The 13,498-nt window shown below is 69.2% G+C and carries 15 protein-coding genes and 6 pseudogenes; 12 read left to right on the top strand and 9 right to left on the bottom strand.

Going from position 1 to position 13,498, the window contains the following annotated elements; translation table 11 throughout:
- Window positions 1-271: 271 nt before the first annotated feature.
- A complete protein-coding gene (locus tag PV343_RS06515; RefSeq protein WP_319145812.1) occupies window positions 272-1,009 on the bottom strand; it encodes a hypothetical protein in 738 nt (245 codons plus the stop codon).
- 53 nt (window positions 1,010-1,062) lie between these two features.
- Here PV343_RS06515 and PV343_RS06510 point away from each other — a divergent pair, with 53 nt between their 5' ends.
- Both PV343_RS06510 and PV343_RS06505 read left to right on the top strand, forming a co-directional pair.
- Complete coding sequence (locus PV343_RS06510; protein ID WP_319145811.1) at window positions 1,063-1,359, top strand: FG-GAP repeat protein; 297 nt, start codon at window positions 1,063-1,065, stop codon at window positions 1,357-1,359.
- A gap of 144 nt (window positions 1,360-1,503) precedes the next feature.
- Window positions 1,504-2,979, top strand: a complete 1,476-nt coding sequence (locus tag PV343_RS06505) for a hypothetical protein (protein WP_319145810.1) — start codon at window positions 1,504-1,506, stop codon at window positions 2,977-2,979.
- Window positions 2,980-3,710: 731 nt separating this feature from the next.
- Here the strand turns inward: PV343_RS06505 and PV343_RS06495 are convergent.
- Complete coding sequence (locus tag PV343_RS06495; RefSeq protein ID WP_319145809.1) at window positions 3,711-3,878, bottom strand: hypothetical protein; 168 nt, start codon at window positions 3,876-3,878, stop codon at window positions 3,711-3,713.
- Window positions 3,879-3,978: 100 nt separating this feature from the next.
- On the opposite strand from PV343_RS06495, the gene PV343_RS06490 reads away from it, so the two are divergent.
- Together PV343_RS06490 and PV343_RS06485 are read left to right on the top strand one after the other, a co-directional pair.
- On the top strand, window positions 3,979-4,602 hold the full coding sequence (locus tag PV343_RS06490) for a heavy metal-responsive transcriptional regulator (RefSeq protein ID WP_319145808.1): 624 nt from the start codon (window positions 3,979-3,981) through the stop codon (window positions 4,600-4,602).
- 601 nt (window positions 4,603-5,203) lie between these two features.
- Window positions 5,204-5,298 (top strand): annotated as a pseudogene (locus tag PV343_RS06485).
- Between the two features lie 201 nt (window positions 5,299-5,499).
- On the opposite strand, the gene PV343_RS06480 reads toward PV343_RS06485, so the two are convergent.
- Entirely contained in the window at window positions 5,500-6,066 is a 567-nt protein-coding gene (locus PV343_RS06480; RefSeq protein WP_319145807.1) for an RICIN domain-containing protein, read from the bottom strand.
- Window positions 6,067-6,130: 64 nt separating this feature from the next.
- Window positions 6,131-6,721 carry an RICIN domain-containing protein gene (locus PV343_RS06475; protein WP_319145806.1) on the bottom strand — a complete coding sequence of 197 codons (591 nt, stop codon included), beginning with the start codon at window positions 6,719-6,721 and terminating at the stop codon, window positions 6,131-6,133.
- Between the two features lie 154 nt (window positions 6,722-6,875).
- Between PV343_RS06475 and PV343_RS06470 the strand changes: the two genes are divergently transcribed.
- Window positions 6,876-7,817: a helix-turn-helix domain-containing protein gene (locus PV343_RS06470; protein WP_319145805.1), complete on the top strand. Its 942-nt coding sequence runs from the start codon at window positions 6,876-6,878 to the stop codon at window positions 7,815-7,817.
- A gap of 164 nt (window positions 7,818-7,981) precedes the next feature.
- Here the strand turns inward: PV343_RS06470 and PV343_RS06465 are convergent, their stop codons facing one another.
- Both PV343_RS06465 and PV343_RS40320 read right to left on the bottom strand, forming a co-directional pair.
- Window positions 7,982-8,191, bottom strand: a complete 210-nt coding sequence (locus PV343_RS06465) for a peptidase inhibitor family I36 protein (RefSeq protein ID WP_319145804.1) — start codon at window positions 8,189-8,191, stop codon at window positions 7,982-7,984.
- 16 nt (window positions 8,192-8,207) lie between these two features.
- Window positions 8,208-8,393, bottom strand: a pseudogene (locus PV343_RS40320) (IS5/IS1182 family transposase); the annotation flags it as partial.
- An 84-nt stretch (window positions 8,394-8,477) separates the two neighbouring features.
- On the opposite strand from PV343_RS40320, the pseudogene PV343_RS40315 reads away from it, so the two are divergent.
- The 4 genes and pseudogenes from PV343_RS40315 to PV343_RS06445 all read left to right on the top strand — a co-directional run.
- A pseudogene (locus PV343_RS40315) lies at window positions 8,478-8,698 on the top strand (transposase family protein); the annotation flags it as partial.
- A 126-nt stretch (window positions 8,699-8,824) separates the two neighbouring features.
- Window positions 8,825-8,956 (top strand): annotated as a pseudogene (locus PV343_RS40310) (transposase); the annotation flags it as partial.
- A 64-nt stretch (window positions 8,957-9,020) separates the two neighbouring features.
- Window positions 9,021-9,665, top strand: coding sequence for a hypothetical protein (locus PV343_RS06450; RefSeq protein WP_319145803.1), 645 nt, complete (start codon window positions 9,021-9,023; stop codon window positions 9,663-9,665).
- A gap of 314 nt (window positions 9,666-9,979) precedes the next feature.
- Window positions 9,980-10,144: pseudogene (locus PV343_RS06445) on the top strand (IS5/IS1182 family transposase); the annotation flags it as partial.
- Here PV343_RS06445 and PV343_RS06440 read toward each other — a convergent pair.
- The gene (locus tag PV343_RS06440) at window positions 10,136-10,393 is read right to left on the bottom strand and encodes a hypothetical protein (RefSeq protein ID WP_319146039.1); all 258 of its coding nucleotides are present in this window, start codon (window positions 10,391-10,393) and stop codon (window positions 10,136-10,138) included. The pseudogene PV343_RS06445 and the gene PV343_RS06440 overlap by 9 nt on opposite strands.
- Before the next feature lie 119 nt (window positions 10,394-10,512).
- Here PV343_RS06440 and PV343_RS06435 point away from each other — a divergent pair, with 119 nt between their 5' ends.
- Together PV343_RS06435 and PV343_RS06430 are read left to right on the top strand one after the other, a co-directional pair.
- The gene (locus PV343_RS06435) at window positions 10,513-11,166 is read left to right on the top strand and encodes an HNH endonuclease (RefSeq protein ID WP_319146038.1); all 654 of its coding nucleotides are present in this window, start codon (window positions 10,513-10,515) and stop codon (window positions 11,164-11,166) included.
- A 15-nt stretch (window positions 11,167-11,181) separates the two neighbouring features.
- Window positions 11,182-11,335, top strand: a pseudogene (locus PV343_RS06430) (transposase); the annotation flags it as partial.
- 138 nt (window positions 11,336-11,473) lie between these two features.
- Here the strand turns inward: PV343_RS06430 and PV343_RS06425 are convergent.
- Together PV343_RS06425 and PV343_RS06420 are read right to left on the bottom strand one after the other, a co-directional pair.
- On the bottom strand, window positions 11,474-12,544 hold the full coding sequence (locus PV343_RS06425) for a pentapeptide repeat-containing protein (protein WP_319145802.1): 1,071 nt from the start codon (window positions 12,542-12,544) through the stop codon (window positions 11,474-11,476).
- Between the two features lie 312 nt (window positions 12,545-12,856).
- Window positions 12,857-13,129, bottom strand: coding sequence for a hypothetical protein (locus PV343_RS06420; protein WP_319146037.1), 273 nt, complete (start codon window positions 13,127-13,129; stop codon window positions 12,857-12,859).
- Window positions 13,130-13,156: 27 nt separating this feature from the next.
- Between PV343_RS06420 and PV343_RS06415 the strand changes: the two genes are divergently transcribed.
- On the top strand, window positions 13,157-13,498 hold a 342-nt coding region (locus PV343_RS06415), incomplete at its 3' end, for a hypothetical protein (protein WP_319146036.1).

Here is a 13,498-nt window from a genome sequence, read left to right as displayed (position 1 = left end):
CCGCGACTGGCTCACTGTCTTCCAACTGCCGCCCTACGCAAGCGACCTCAACCCGTACAAGGACATTGGTCCGTCCTACGACGCACTACTGTGGCCAACCGTGCCTTCGCCGGCCCCGATGACTTGATCACTGCTGTCCGACGCGGCCTACGCCAGCTCCACTACCGCCATGACGTCCTCGACGGCTGCCTCACCGGCACTGGACTCATCCCGCTCCACCAGGAGGACACCACACCCTGAAAAGCAGCAGTCCGGAACCACTTGCGGTTACTCAGATGTGTCGCATCCAGATATTGGGCTCTACGTAGGTTCCCTGATCAGCGGAACGGTCGAGCCGTAGCAAGCTCAGCCCTTCGGGGATGATGTAGTCACCCGTTTCGGGGAACACCATGCCGGTCCATCGCTCCCATTCGGCGATCGTGCCGGTCATGGTTTGCGACTCGGGAGCAGCCGCGAGGATACGGGCGCCAAGACGCTGGTGCGTCCGGATCCATGGGTCGAGTGCCAAACCGTCCTCGCGGGTCCACCTCATGAACGCCTCAATGGACGTCAGTGGGTAGCGGGTTTTCAGCGTCGGGCGGACCGGTGCGATGACACGTGGCCACCCTGCATCCTCGGCGAGCCGACGTAGTGCTTTGAGCATCTCCCCGGCCAGGCCGCGTCCCTTGAGCGATGGGGTGACGATTGCCCCGCAGATCACCAGGGTGTCGGGTTGGACGCCTTGTTCTCGGCCCTCCACGGCGCAGATGGTGGCCTGGGTGTACCCAGTGGGGAGTGTCTCCGTTCGTCCATCCCAGCGGATCGGTATACCCCAGCCGGTCGCGACAGGCACGCCGCGCTCGTTCACCAGTGTGAGGTTGAGGTCGGGGAACCATTCCCTGATCCTGCCGATGTACTGCTTGGCTAGCCGATCGGCTGTGATGAACTCCGGGAAGCCCTCACTGAAGAGCTCCTGTATCTGCTCATCAGGCCACGTACGTGCGTCTGTTCGCTCAACGATCAATGTCACCAGCCCGTTTATAGCGCACGGCCCACAGACCAGGCGAGGAAGTTCAGCCCGCCATGCTGGTCGCCACCTACCAGGGCGCCACCCTCATCGAAGGCGACCGTCGCACGAACGTGCTGCGCCAGGGCCCCGCGACCGCCGGCAGCCGGCACACACCCGCCAAGTGGCTGCACGCCCGCCCCGTCGGCGCAGGAGACTTCAACGGCGACGGCCACGACGAACTCGTCCTGGCCTGGGCACCGGGCCTGCTGTTCGGCTTGTACGGGGAACACCCCGACCACTGGTGGATCACCGACGGCACCCGCCGCCGAGACCAGACCTCCTTCACCACAGACCACTTCGCCCTCCGGTGAGACAGTGCGGCGGGCGGGCCGCCGCCCTCCAGTCGATGGACGGCGGAGCTCCACTCCTGTTACACCGGCTCCTGTCACATCGGCCTGTCGTAGACAGCTACTACCAGGTGGCCGGCGGGCCGAGTCGTCGAGGAGAGGGACCCTTTGCGTGACGCGTTGCTGGGGCTGGCCGACAATCCGGCCCTGCCCGCGAGGCTGTTCGCCCGGCTCCTGGCGAGCGGCGACGACGAGGTTCAGTACACGCTCGCCGCGCGTGAGCGGCTGACCCCGTCGCAGGTCAGGAGTCTGCTCGCCGTCGGCGAGGCGTCGCTGACCTGCTCTCTGGTCCGCAGCGGGCTCGTGCCGTGGCCCGACGTTCCGCGGGACCACCCGGGGTGGCTGCTCGACGCGGTCCTCGGCGGGGTGGCTCCGGCCGCCGCCTGGCGGGAGGCCGCCACCGATCCGGACGCCGAAGTGCGGCAGGAGGTCGCCTGCGCCTTCGGCGCACCGGTCGATGTCATCGCCTCCCTCGCCCGCGATCCGGACCCGAGGGTCGTCGCGGACGCCGCCTGCAGCCCGCACCTGCCGCCCGAACTGCTTCCCGACCTCGCCCGCCACCCCAGCACCGTCGTCCGTGAGGCCGTCGCCGGCCACGAGGGCGCACCGCCCGCGCTGCTCGCCGCCCTCCTCGGTGACGGCGGGCAGCCGGCCCCGACCCGTTGCGGTGCCTGCCACAACCGTGACAGGGGGTGTGTGGATCACGCACCCGGCATCCGGCGCGTCCGGCTGGCGGCCGCCGGCCACCCGGCTGTGCCTTATGAAGGCCTCGCTGCTTTCCTGGATGCTCCCGAGGCACGGACGGTCGCCACGTTCGCCGCCCGGCCCGACCTGCCGGCCGACTTCCTCAACCGGCTCGCCGTTCATCCCTCCTGTGACGTGCGCGCCGCCGTGGCGGCGAACCCCGCCGTCTGCGAAGGCGTGCTGCGCGCACTCGCCGCCGACCGCGCCATCGAGGTCCGCCGAGCCGTCGTGGAGAACCCGGCTGTCCCCCTCGACCTGCTCGTCGCCGTGGCCGCTCATGAACGGCTGCCCACCGCACCGGCACCCCGCGTCGAGTCCGCCACCGAGTCCGAACTGCGCGCGCTGGCCCGCAGCCGGGTGGCACAGGTCAGAGCGCTCGTCGCCGACCGCACGCGGCTGCCCGCCCACCTGGCCGAACAGCTCGCCGGCGACCCGGACATCGCCGTGGCCCGGCGAATCGCCGCCCGCCCGGAACTGAACCCTGAACGGCTCGCCGTACTGGTCGAACGGCACGGACCGCCCATCTTCGCCGCGGTGGCCCGCCACCCGGGCTGTCCCACCGCACTGCTCCACCGCATGGCGGCGGACCCGGCCGTCACCCGGCGCGCCCTAAGAGAGATCGCCCGCCACCCCGCGACGCGGTCCGAGACGCTGCTTCTCTGCCTGGCCGTCCAGGATCCCGCCGCCCGCCATCACGCGGCCGCCAACCCGGCCATCGCCCTCTCGGCCCTGGAAACCTTGATCGACGCCCCTGACGGCTGCCTTGCTCAGGCCGCCGCGAGCAACCCGGCACTGCCTGAGGCGACGATGGAGCGGCTCATCACACGGTCCCTGCGATGAAGTGTGGACCAGCAGGCCGCCGGACGACCGAGCTGCCCGTGCCGCCCGACGTCGGCGGGCAAGCCGCCACCATGGGCGCTCGGCCATCGCCCGCTGCCGAGAGTCGATGCCTACGTGCTGGCCTGGGCGAGTGAAGGGAGGGGCGCCGTCGGCGGGGACGATGCCCAGGCATCCCCGGTGGAGAAGACGGACGGGGGTGACTGCCCTGGTTTCCGCGCTTACGCGGGTGCTTGCGGATCGCGCGGCAGGAGTACGTCTTGTCGGCCAGGGCCACGTCCGGCCTGGTACGGGGGCGTCCTCGTCACCGAAGGGCGTGGAGGCGGGCCGTGACGTGAGTGGAGGCGGGCGCGTCACCGGCCTGTCCGGCGGTGAGTGCGAAGGCCGACGCCCCGGGGTTGGTGCGTCGCTGGGGAGTTGGCCGCGCCAGGAGTTGGTCGTGGCTGTGTTGCACGAGAGCGTTTGCGTCGTGGTCACCGGAGTCGTCGCCGACGTCTTGGCCGCCCGCTCGGGGCCCGGTCCGGGGACCGCTGCATGCGGCACGAGCGGGCCGCAGCGCGGACGCCGGCCCGCCGGCGGTGCCGGGGGCCTGACGCGGCGGTGAGTGCCGACTAGCGGCGAGCCGGAGCGGTACCGACTGTGAGCCGGAGCCGTGCTGCGTGCGGGTCGGACCCTGTACGGCCAGAACCCGGGCGGGGGTTTTGGTCGGTACCGGAGCGGTGCCCGTGTCGCGGTCAGTGGCCGGCTGTGATGAGGAGGGTGAGTGTGGTGGTGAGGTCGGCGAGGGTCATGGCTGCCGTGATGGGGAGGGTGCGTACGTGTCGGCTTGCTAGCCGCTGCTGCGGGGTGAGGTCGAGTTGTCGGTGGGCGTGGTCGAGTGCCACCCACGCCGCCTGCGCCACGGGCACACCAGGTGTGCTGAGCAGGTCCTTTCGCGAGCGGAGGCGCTTCGGCCGCTCCGACTTGACCTTCGAGTCGGGTCGAAGGTTTACGGTCGCTTGTGTGACGAGCTACCGCATCTCGCAGCTGGCCCAGCGCTCCGGCGTTCCGGCCACGACGCTGCGCTTCTACGAGGACTCCGGTCTGCTGCCTGCTGACCGCACGCCGTCCGGGTACCGCGTGTACGGAGAGGACGCGGTGGAGCGCCTGGCCTTCATCTCCTCGGCCAAGCTCCTGGGCCTTGCCCTCGACGAGATCCGCGAGCTCCTGGCCGTCCGCGAGGAAGGGGTGTGCGCTTCGGTCCGGGCACGGATGCTGCCGCTGATCTGGAGGCGGATCGCGGAGACCGACGGCCGGATCGCCGAGCTGCGTGCGTTCTCCGCCCACCTGGCTCGCGTTCATGCCGACCTGTCCGGCCCGGCTCCGACGGGGGCGTGCGGGCCGGACTGCGGCTGCACCACGACCAGCTCGGCGCCGGCGGCCGAGCCTGTGCCCATCGAGCTGTCGCCGACACGCTTCTCAATGGACACCGAGCCGTGGCGGGAGGTCCCGGTGGCCTGCACCCCGGGCGGCGCCGAGCTGGGCGAGCGCACCGCACAGTGGCAGCAGCTGGTCGCCAAGGCCACGAGGCACGAGCCACGAGGAGATCACCGACGGCCTTCGACTGTCCTTCCCCGCAGACGCTGAGCTGGCCGGTGACCTCGCGAAGCTGGCCGCGGCGGAGCAGGGCTGCTGCGCGTTCTTCGACTTCACCCTGCACCTGACCCCGACCGCTCTCCAGCTGGACGTGCGGGCCCCCGAGTCCGCCGCCGGCATGCTGGACGACCTCTTCGGAGCACCCGCATGACCGCCTCCTCTGCCCGTCCGTCCCGGCCCTGGGGCACGCTCGGCGCCGGCGCGGCCGCGATCGCCGCCTGCGCGGTGTGCTGCGCGGGCCCGCTCCTGGCCGTCCTCGGCGGAATCGGCGTCACCTCCGCGATCGGCGCGCTCTGGATACCCGCCCTCGCGGTCCTCGCCGTCGCAGCCGGGCTCGGAGTCCTCGTCGTACTTCACCGACGCCGGACATCTGCCTGCCGCACGGCACCAGCGCGGACCGACCTCGGCATGCCTACCTTGGGCCCACCGCCGGAGAGGGACGGCAGCCAAGCGGCTGGCTGAGCTATCGCCGCAGGCCGGCCCGAGGGCGGCGGCTCGTGAGAAACGTCCCCCGCCTCATCCCCGACCGGCCACCAGCACAAAGCGAGCCTGCCGCGCCCTGACCCGCTGGCTGCCTCGGGTGCCCGGCCGGGGAGAGGTGCCCGGAGTGGTTGATCGGGGACCAGCAAGCTCGCCTCACGGTCGGGCCCTTCGGGGTCCACGCAGGTTCGAATCCTGCCCTCTCCGCCTCAGCCTTTCAGGGGACGTGCGGCTGAATGCTCAATGCATCGGCCCTTGAGGCGCAGGTCTCCGTTGTGTCTGTTACTCACGATCGGGTGAACGGGGGGAGGGCGAGGGGCGCGGCCCGGGCGGGCCGTCTCGCGGCTCCGTGAGGAAGAAGCCGCGACACGTCGGTCAACGGCCGCCTGTGGCCGGCCCGGTCGGCGATCAGGCGGAGGTCGTCCACCGCTGCTCGGCGCCGCCGTAGCAGGGCCACTGGACGACCGGGGCGCCCGGCGTCGTGCTCGAGGCGCCGACCGCGGCGCACAGGCCGCTCGCCCGGTTCCACATCTGGGCGAAGCCCGTGTCCGGGTTCCGGTCGAAGTACCAGGTCTGCTCCGCTCCCTTGTCGCAGCCGTACTGGATCAGCTGGACACCGGCGTTCGGCGAACTCGCCGGATCGGCCAGGCACTTGCCGCTGTTCTTGTTCACGACCTCGTAGCCGCCGCCGGAGTCCGGCATGGGGTAGAGGCCCCAGTACTGCTCGGCGCCGCCGTAACAGGACCACTGGATGATCCCGGCCCCGCCCGCCGTGCTCCCGGCGCCGACCGACAGGCAGTGCTGGCTGTTGTAGTTCCAGAGTTCCACGATCTCCCCGTCCTTGACCGAGGGGGACGCGATCGCGGTCGGTGCCGACGCCGAGGCCGGCGTCACCCCCGCCGCGAACGCGATCGCGGCGGCGAGCCCCACGGCCCCCGCGCTGAGTTTCCTCCGGGTACGTGCCGCTGCGTTCATGCGTGTTCCCTCCGCGTCGAGACGTGCTGTTCACCGGGCACCGGCGCCGACGGCGTCGGAGGCGTCACGCGGTCCGGATGTCCCACCACTGCTGGGACCGGAAGTTCTTGCCCCACAGCTGGGCCCGGGCGCCGTTGCCGGGGACGTTGGTGTCGCGGTCCAGCACGGTGTTGTTGCCGTTGTTGAAGCGGACGTTGTAGATGGCCAGGTCCCCGGAGGGGTGGTACCACTGCTGCTGGGTGGTGCCGTTGCACTGCCACAGCTGCACCCGGGTGCCGTTGGCGCCGCCGCCACTGGTGTCGGCGTCCAGGCACATGTTCGGGAACCGCACGCTCCGCAGGCTGCCGTCGGTGGACAGCAGCCACTCCTGCTGGGTGGTGCCGTTGCACCCCCACACCTGGACCTTGGTGCCGTTGCCGCCGGCGGTGGCGTCGGCGTCCAGGCACTGGCCCGGGGTCGCCTGGTAAAGGCTGTAGATCCGGACGTAGATGCCCGCGGTGAGGGAGCCCGCCCGGGCGCCGGGCGCCTGGCCATGCTCCCAGGCCACGTGGTGGGCGGCGGGCTCGGCGGCCTGGGCGGATGCCGCGCCTGAGGCACCGACGGTGAGGGCTGCCACGGCGGTCGCGACGGTGGCCAGCTTCTTGTTAACGATCATGGGTCCTGGATTCCTTTCGGGGCCGGTCTCTGCGGTGAATCCAGGAAACGCCATGCCGATTGACCGGTCGAATGATTCGATTTCTTTCGAAGGGACTGGCGAAGGGGGAACGCGTGTGATCCGGATCCGCCTGGGCGCCCGAGGGCTGGGGGGCGTGAGGTTCGCGGTCTCACCGATGGGCTCGGCCAAGGACCTGCTCCGCCTCGTCGGCTTCAGCCCAGGCACCCTGACCCCGCCCTGGCGGACCAGCACCACGGACGCGCTGACCCGTCACCGGCTCGGTTTGCTGGCCGTGGTCGGCGGGGGAGGCCCCCTCGGTTACGCCCCGGACTTCCTGCGGCCGGAACCCCCGGCCTTCCTGACCGACTTCGACACCGCGCTGCACCAGATCGCGACGACCCCGCAGGAACGGATCCGCTACGAGCTGGCCGGGGCCGTCAACGGCCACTCCTGGGACCCCGGTTCCGGCCGCCCGGCGCCGCGGCAGCTCCTGCAGGCCCTCGGCCGGGGGGAGGACCACTTCGCGCGCCGACTCGCCGACGAGATGGCGCGGTTCTGGCACGCGGCGCTGAAGCCCTCGTGGCCGGCCATCCGGGCCCGACTGGAGGCCGACGTCACCGCCCGGGCCTCCGAGATCGCCCAGTACGGGCTCGTCGAGGCCCTCAACCGGCTGGCCCCGAACCTGGAATGGCGCGACGGCGAACTGCTCGTCCACCTCCGCACGGACAGCATCCACCGGCTGACGCTGGACGCGGAAGCGGTGATCCTCACGCCGAGCGTCTTCGTCGACCGGGCCCTCTTCTGCGCCGGGGAACCGCCCGGGACGCCGGCGCCGCGCACTCCGCTCATCGTGTATCCCGCCGCGCAGGTCGACTGTCTTCCGCCCGCCCAGGACCACCCGCTGATCGGGGCGATGCGGCGAAAGCTCCTGGCCGAGCTGAGCCAACCGCGTTCCACGACGGAGATCGCCCAGCGGCTCTACCTGAGTCCGGCCACCGTCTCCTACCACCTGCAGATCCTCCACCGGGCCGGGCTCGTCACCCGTGTCCGACGGTCCCGGTACGTGCTCTACCAGCGGCTCGGGGGAGCGGTGTAGGCGTAACAGCCGCGCCCCTCGCCCGGGAGGGGCGGGGGGCGGGCCAGCCGGAACCTTCGCGCCCGGGCCCCTTCCTGCTGCTCGTGGCCGATCCGACGCAAGCAGGAGGAAAGGCGGCTGATCGATGCTCGCTCGCCTGGGTGTCAGCCCGTCCCGTCGGTCGCTCAGGCGCCGCAGGGGGTGTCGTTGTTGCGCAGGCTGTGGGTGGTGTCGTTGAGTTGGTAGGAGCGCAGGTCGCTGATGGTGCCGCCTTCGCGTCCGACACAGACGTGCCTGCCGAAGTAGTTGTCCTTCTGGTAGATGCGTGCGGTGCGGCTGCTGTTGTTGAGGACAGAGCTGCCGTTGCCGCGGATGTAGTCCGGCAGGTGCCGCACGGACCCGTCGACGGCGTCTGCGGTGACATATGAGGGTCGCGGCGATGGCGGTGAAGGCGAGGAAGTGCTCCGGCTTGCGCTCGTAGCGGCGGTGGAGGCGGCGAAAGCCGGATAGCCAAAACACGGTCCGCTTACGACCCAGCGGTCGATCGGGCGGTAAGTCGGATGGGCGACTGCGATTTGTGACGCTGGCCAATCCACGGGTCACCCTGTTCTGCGAGCAGAGGAGCCTCGTGCGTTGCGGACGTCGACCTCGTCACCCGATCAGTGGCCACTCTGAAAACGCTCAGTGATCGCGGACGGCGCCTACCTGGGTACGGGACTGATCGTCCCGCACCGCAGACGAGCCGGACGCCCCCTCCTGCGCGGTCAGGAGGAAGACAACGCCGAGCACCGGCGGGTGCGGGCCCGCGTCGAGCACACCTGGCTCGCATGAAGAACTGGAAGGTCCTCCGCGACTGCCGCCAAAGGGGCGACGGCCTCCATCACGCCGTCCAGGCCGTAGCCACCACGCGCACTTCGCCATGGCAGGGTGAAACAGCAGGTCAGCCATCATCCAGACATGCCGCCACCAAGCCTCGTGCAACACCCTTTAAGCCGTTTACTTCGGATCATCTGATCGTTGGTTGATGTGTGTCGTTGGCTGACGCCCAGTGGGCACGCATCGAGCCGCTGCTGCCGGACCGGACTCCGAGGCGGGGAGGGCGGTGGCGGGATCACCGGCAGGTCATCGACGCGATCGCGTTCAAGTACCGCACCGGCACTCCGTGGATGGACCACCACGGCGTCGGCTGCGCTGGCTTCAGTCCGGAGCACGGGCAAGGTCGCCGTGAAGAATCCTGGTGCGTACGTGTGGTGCACCTTCCAGGGCGAGAAGCCGTTCAAGCTCACTTACAACGGGGGACTGATCGCCCAGGGGCACTACACGGGTTGCTCGACTCCGGTGTCCGACAAGTGCCGGGCCCAGGTCGATCTTCAGCGGCTCAAAGCCTATGACGGGCACTGGCACGCGGTGAAGCACAAGGACAGCGGGTGGACGAAGTGCAGCGGCCGAGTGACGACGAAGCCGCTCAAGTGCGTGCATGATGGCCACAAGGAGACGTACAACACGCAGGTGACGCTTCAGGTCGAGTACCACGGACACTTCAGCGAAACCGGTATCGCGGACTCGGGCGACACCTACGTGGACTGCAGACGAAGGAGCCCCATGGAGTTCGCGTTCGAGGCCCTTGATCTGGAACACATTCGTCGTTTCTGGAGTCTCGTTCCCGGAATGGACGGCCTGACGATCTCCCAGGGGCCGGTGTCGTCCATGCGGCCGGTCACTAGTCCACTCGTCGGAACAGTCCAGGAACTGGCCGAGACGCTGACCGCTATGGGGGGCCGGGTGCTGGAGTGGGACGAAGGTGGATGGGCTCTGATGACTGATCCCGAGGGGAACGAGTTCTACGTCCGGCCACCGGAGGATCTGTAGGCGCCGATCCTGGAACGTCTCACTGACTGATTTCACCTTGAAGCCCCGCCGGCCGGATCTTTCCGAGGCGGGGGCTTCGGGCTGGGTCAGGCTGCGGCGTGCGCGTCGAACGAGATCATCGCCTCAGGGGCACCAGGTTCATCCTGATCGCGGGGGCTGATCTTCCGCGTTGAGGGCGGTGGCCAGGGCCACGAGGAGCGCACCTACGTGCCCTCTTGCCTGTACTGCGCGAGGGCTGCGCAGCCTCGCTCGAAGGCGGCAGAGCCGCCCCTAAAGGGTGTTGCACAAGGCCGCGAGCTGGGCATCTCCTAGGTATGGCCGCGGTGTCACGTGCTGAGCGGGTGTGGGTGGAGACGTTCACGGGGCTGCGGATGACGCAGCTTTCGGGACTGTTGAAGGTGCTGCGGGAGCGGGGTGGCAATGGCAGGCTGCGGGGTCGGCCGTGGTCATTGCCGGTGGCCGAGCGGGTGCTAATGGTCCACCCAGTACGGGTCCTTGTCCAGCAGCCGGTACTTGCCGGAGAAGCCCGAGCTGAAGGCCCCGCCCATCGAGGTGGAGTTGATCCAGCCCGACATCGCCGAGCGGCCACAGACCTCCTTCCAGGTCGGAGCAGCGCCGCGGATGTCGTCGTACAGGTGCCATTCGCCTTGCTTGACGCGGGTGGCGTAGGTCTGCACGCAGTCGTTGCCGGTGTCGACCTCGTTCAGGCCGCCAATGCCGGAAGGCATGCCGCCGCTGTTGCAGGTGGAGGCGTGCGGTTTTCTCGTGTGCGCATCTCCAAACCTCCCACACTTTTTGGAGACTTCATGCGCCGTGCCGTCCTCGGCCTGCCCGCACCGCACTGCTTTTGGCCACCCTCGGAGCTGCCCCGGCCCTGGCCGACCCGCCTCCGACGACATCGACCGCCCGGCAGGAACTGGCCGGCCTGAGCGTGGCCGCTCTGCACTCGATGGACGGCTACGCCCGCGACAAGTTCGACATCTGGTCCACCCAGCCCGGCGGCTGCACCACCCGCCAGGCGGTCCTCGCCCGCGACGGCAAGGACGTCCAGGACAAGTCGAGCAGCTGCCAGCCGGAGTCCGGGTCCTGGTACTCGGCGTATGAAGACACAGATGTCACCGAGGTCGCGAAGGCGACCATCGACCACATGGTGCCCCTGGCAGAGGCCTGGCGCTCCTTTGGCAACGACCTGAAGGACCCCCAACTGCTCATCGCGTCGGAGTCGTCGAACACGTCGAAGTCCGACAGCGGGCCGGCCGACTGGAAGCCTACGAACCACGCCTTCTGGTGTACGTACGCCGCGGACTACACGCACATCAAGTCTGTACGGAAGCTGACCACCACCGACGACGAAAAAAAGGGCAGTCGATGTTCGCGACGCCGCCCTCCTTGTGGCCGCGCCCGCGCCGGCGGCAGCAACGGCTTCGCGATCTCCCGCAAGCCGTCCGGAACGATCCATCCCCACCGTCCACTCTCCATGTCCGGTACGACTGTCAACTGACCATGTAGGACACGGTCTAGCGAACGATTGGGCCGCCGCAGGTGGGTGATCGAACGGCCCATCTCCTGGCTGTCCGGCTACCGCAGACTCAGCCTCCGATACGAACGCCAACCCCCGCAACTACCTGGCCTTTCTCGGACTTGCCGCAGCCCTCTGCTGCTACAGGTGACTCCTCAAGCTCACCATGTAGGACACGGTCTAAAGGGCTGCGGCCGCTCGGTCGTGGAGCGTACGGGCCGTGTCGGCCGGCCAGGGCGCTGATCGCCCCGGCTGCCCGCGTGGCGGGAAGGGCGCTACCTGGGCCCTGTCAGGACAGTTCGGAGATGTTGGTCCCGGGGGGTAGCAGGAGCCCCTCTGGGGCTGTTGGCAGTCCGAAGCGCGGGGGGTGAGTGAACGTCGCGGTACGGGAAAGATCAACGGTGCCGCCGGTGAAGCGGGCGGGCGGGACTGTGATGTGGAGGCTCTGCAGGCGGTGCTCACCGAAGCCCACGATGGTGCCGGTGAAGCTGGATCCGGCGAAGTCGACGAGACCGCCGGAGAACTCGGCGTCCTCGAAGCGGATCTCTCCGGCGCTGAAAGCGGCATCGCGGAAGTTCACACGGGCGCCAGCGAAACGGGCACTGTCGAAGGTGACCCAGCCGCCGCTGAAGACGGCCCGGTCGAAGCGGACGGTGCCGCTGCGGAACTCGGCGAGGCGGAAGTAGACGCAACTCCCGTCGGCGAATTCGACCTCGTCGAAGACCACCTGGTCTCGATCGTGGCCAACGAAGAGCGCGTTGACGAAGATGATGTCGGCGCCGGTGAAGCGGGCGCCACGGAAGTACGCCTCGTCGAGGACGGCTCCGGTGAAGTCGAGGTCGTACCCCTGCCAGGATTCGGGTGAGTCATCTCGCAGATGGGCGGCGATGAGCCGGAGGACGGTCTTGCGTATCTCACGTTCGCGTTGCCAGGCGACGAGGGCCGACTCGTTGGCCGGAGGATCGGGCGCATAGGGCATCCTCAGGTAGCCGCACAGCACGTCGATACAGGTCTGACGCTCCTGGCGCCACTCGTCGGCGAGCCGGGCCAAGGCATACGCACCCGCCATCCGGGTCGCTGGTTGATCCGCCCCGAGCTGATCGGCTGCGGCCCCGAACCGGTCGGTGAAGGATCTGCCATGCTCACGCTCCTCACTCACCTCACTGAGGTGCTGGCGCCGGTAGCCGACGACCAGAGCCACCACGCCGCCAGCTCCAGCGACGATCGCCAATGCGATCTTGATGCCGTCGTAAATATCTCCGGGCTTGAGTGGTCCGGCTACGTGCAGCCGAGGCGTACCCAGAAGCAGCCAGAGCGCGGCCGCGACGATGCCGACCGTGAAGGCGGAAAGCACCAGCACAACAGCAACATGCAGGCTCAGCGACCACCGCATCACGCTTCGAGGACCTGGACCTGACCGCTCGCCCCTGGCTGTCACGCCATCAGCCTAGGGCCGGCCTCAAGATCAAGTAATGGCGTCCGATTGAATTTGCGCAGTGCGACCAGTCCGCCCAGTCACCTCTGAGGCCACCGCCGAACAAACGCTCGGTTTGGCTGCCAGTCAGCCCTTGGTGCTGCGCCGGCTGCTGGGACGACCGACTCAGGTGATGCAGTCGGGAGAGGGACCCGCCGCCCGGCCGACAGCTTCAACACGTGGAGGGGCAAGGACTCATCAGTCGATGTCTGGGATATCAATCTCTGCGAGGAGGCGGGCCGCGAGGTCGTCGTCCCACTGCAGGGCCCAGGCGCGCAGTGCGGTGGTGGTGGCAGGGTCGAGCCCGTAGGCAGCGAGCTTGACTGGTCCCGGTGTGCGATCGACTCGGTCACTCTCCGGCTGCATAAGGGGGCCGATCTCAAGGACCCGGGCCGCCGGCCGGCCTGGCTCCGCGACCTGATCACCATGCACCGCCGCAGCCCTTTCGGAACCGGCCAGCAGATCGCCCATACACTCCTTGCCGCCCTGCGCGAGGAAGTGAAGGAACGAGCTGCACACGCCGAAACCAGCGACACCTCACTGCTCGCCCGGCTCGACGAGCTTGAATGGGCCCAGGCCCTGCGCGCACTGGACGAGCTCGACGTTCTCACCGGCTCTCTCCTGCGGGCAGTCAAGGAGGCGCTGACGTACCTCGACCGGCGCACCTACGACATGTTCGGCGCCCGGGTGGAGCAGCTCCCGCTGATCTGGGCGCGGCTGGTGGACGCCGGCTTCGAGCCGGGGCACGCCTACGGCAAGTCGCTGCGCACGGTGAAGTCCTGCGTGGGCTCCACCTGGTGCCGGTACGGCGTGCAGGACTCGGTCCGCATGGCGATCGAC

Origin of the sequence: Streptomyces sp. WI03-4A (assembly GCF_033792105.1) — a bacterium.
Classification (GTDB): Bacteria; Actinomycetota; Actinomycetes; order Streptomycetales; family Streptomycetaceae; genus Streptomyces; species Streptomyces collinus_A.
Note: the sequence above shows the minus strand (reverse complement) of the source record. Positions and strands in the feature narration are given on the sequence as shown.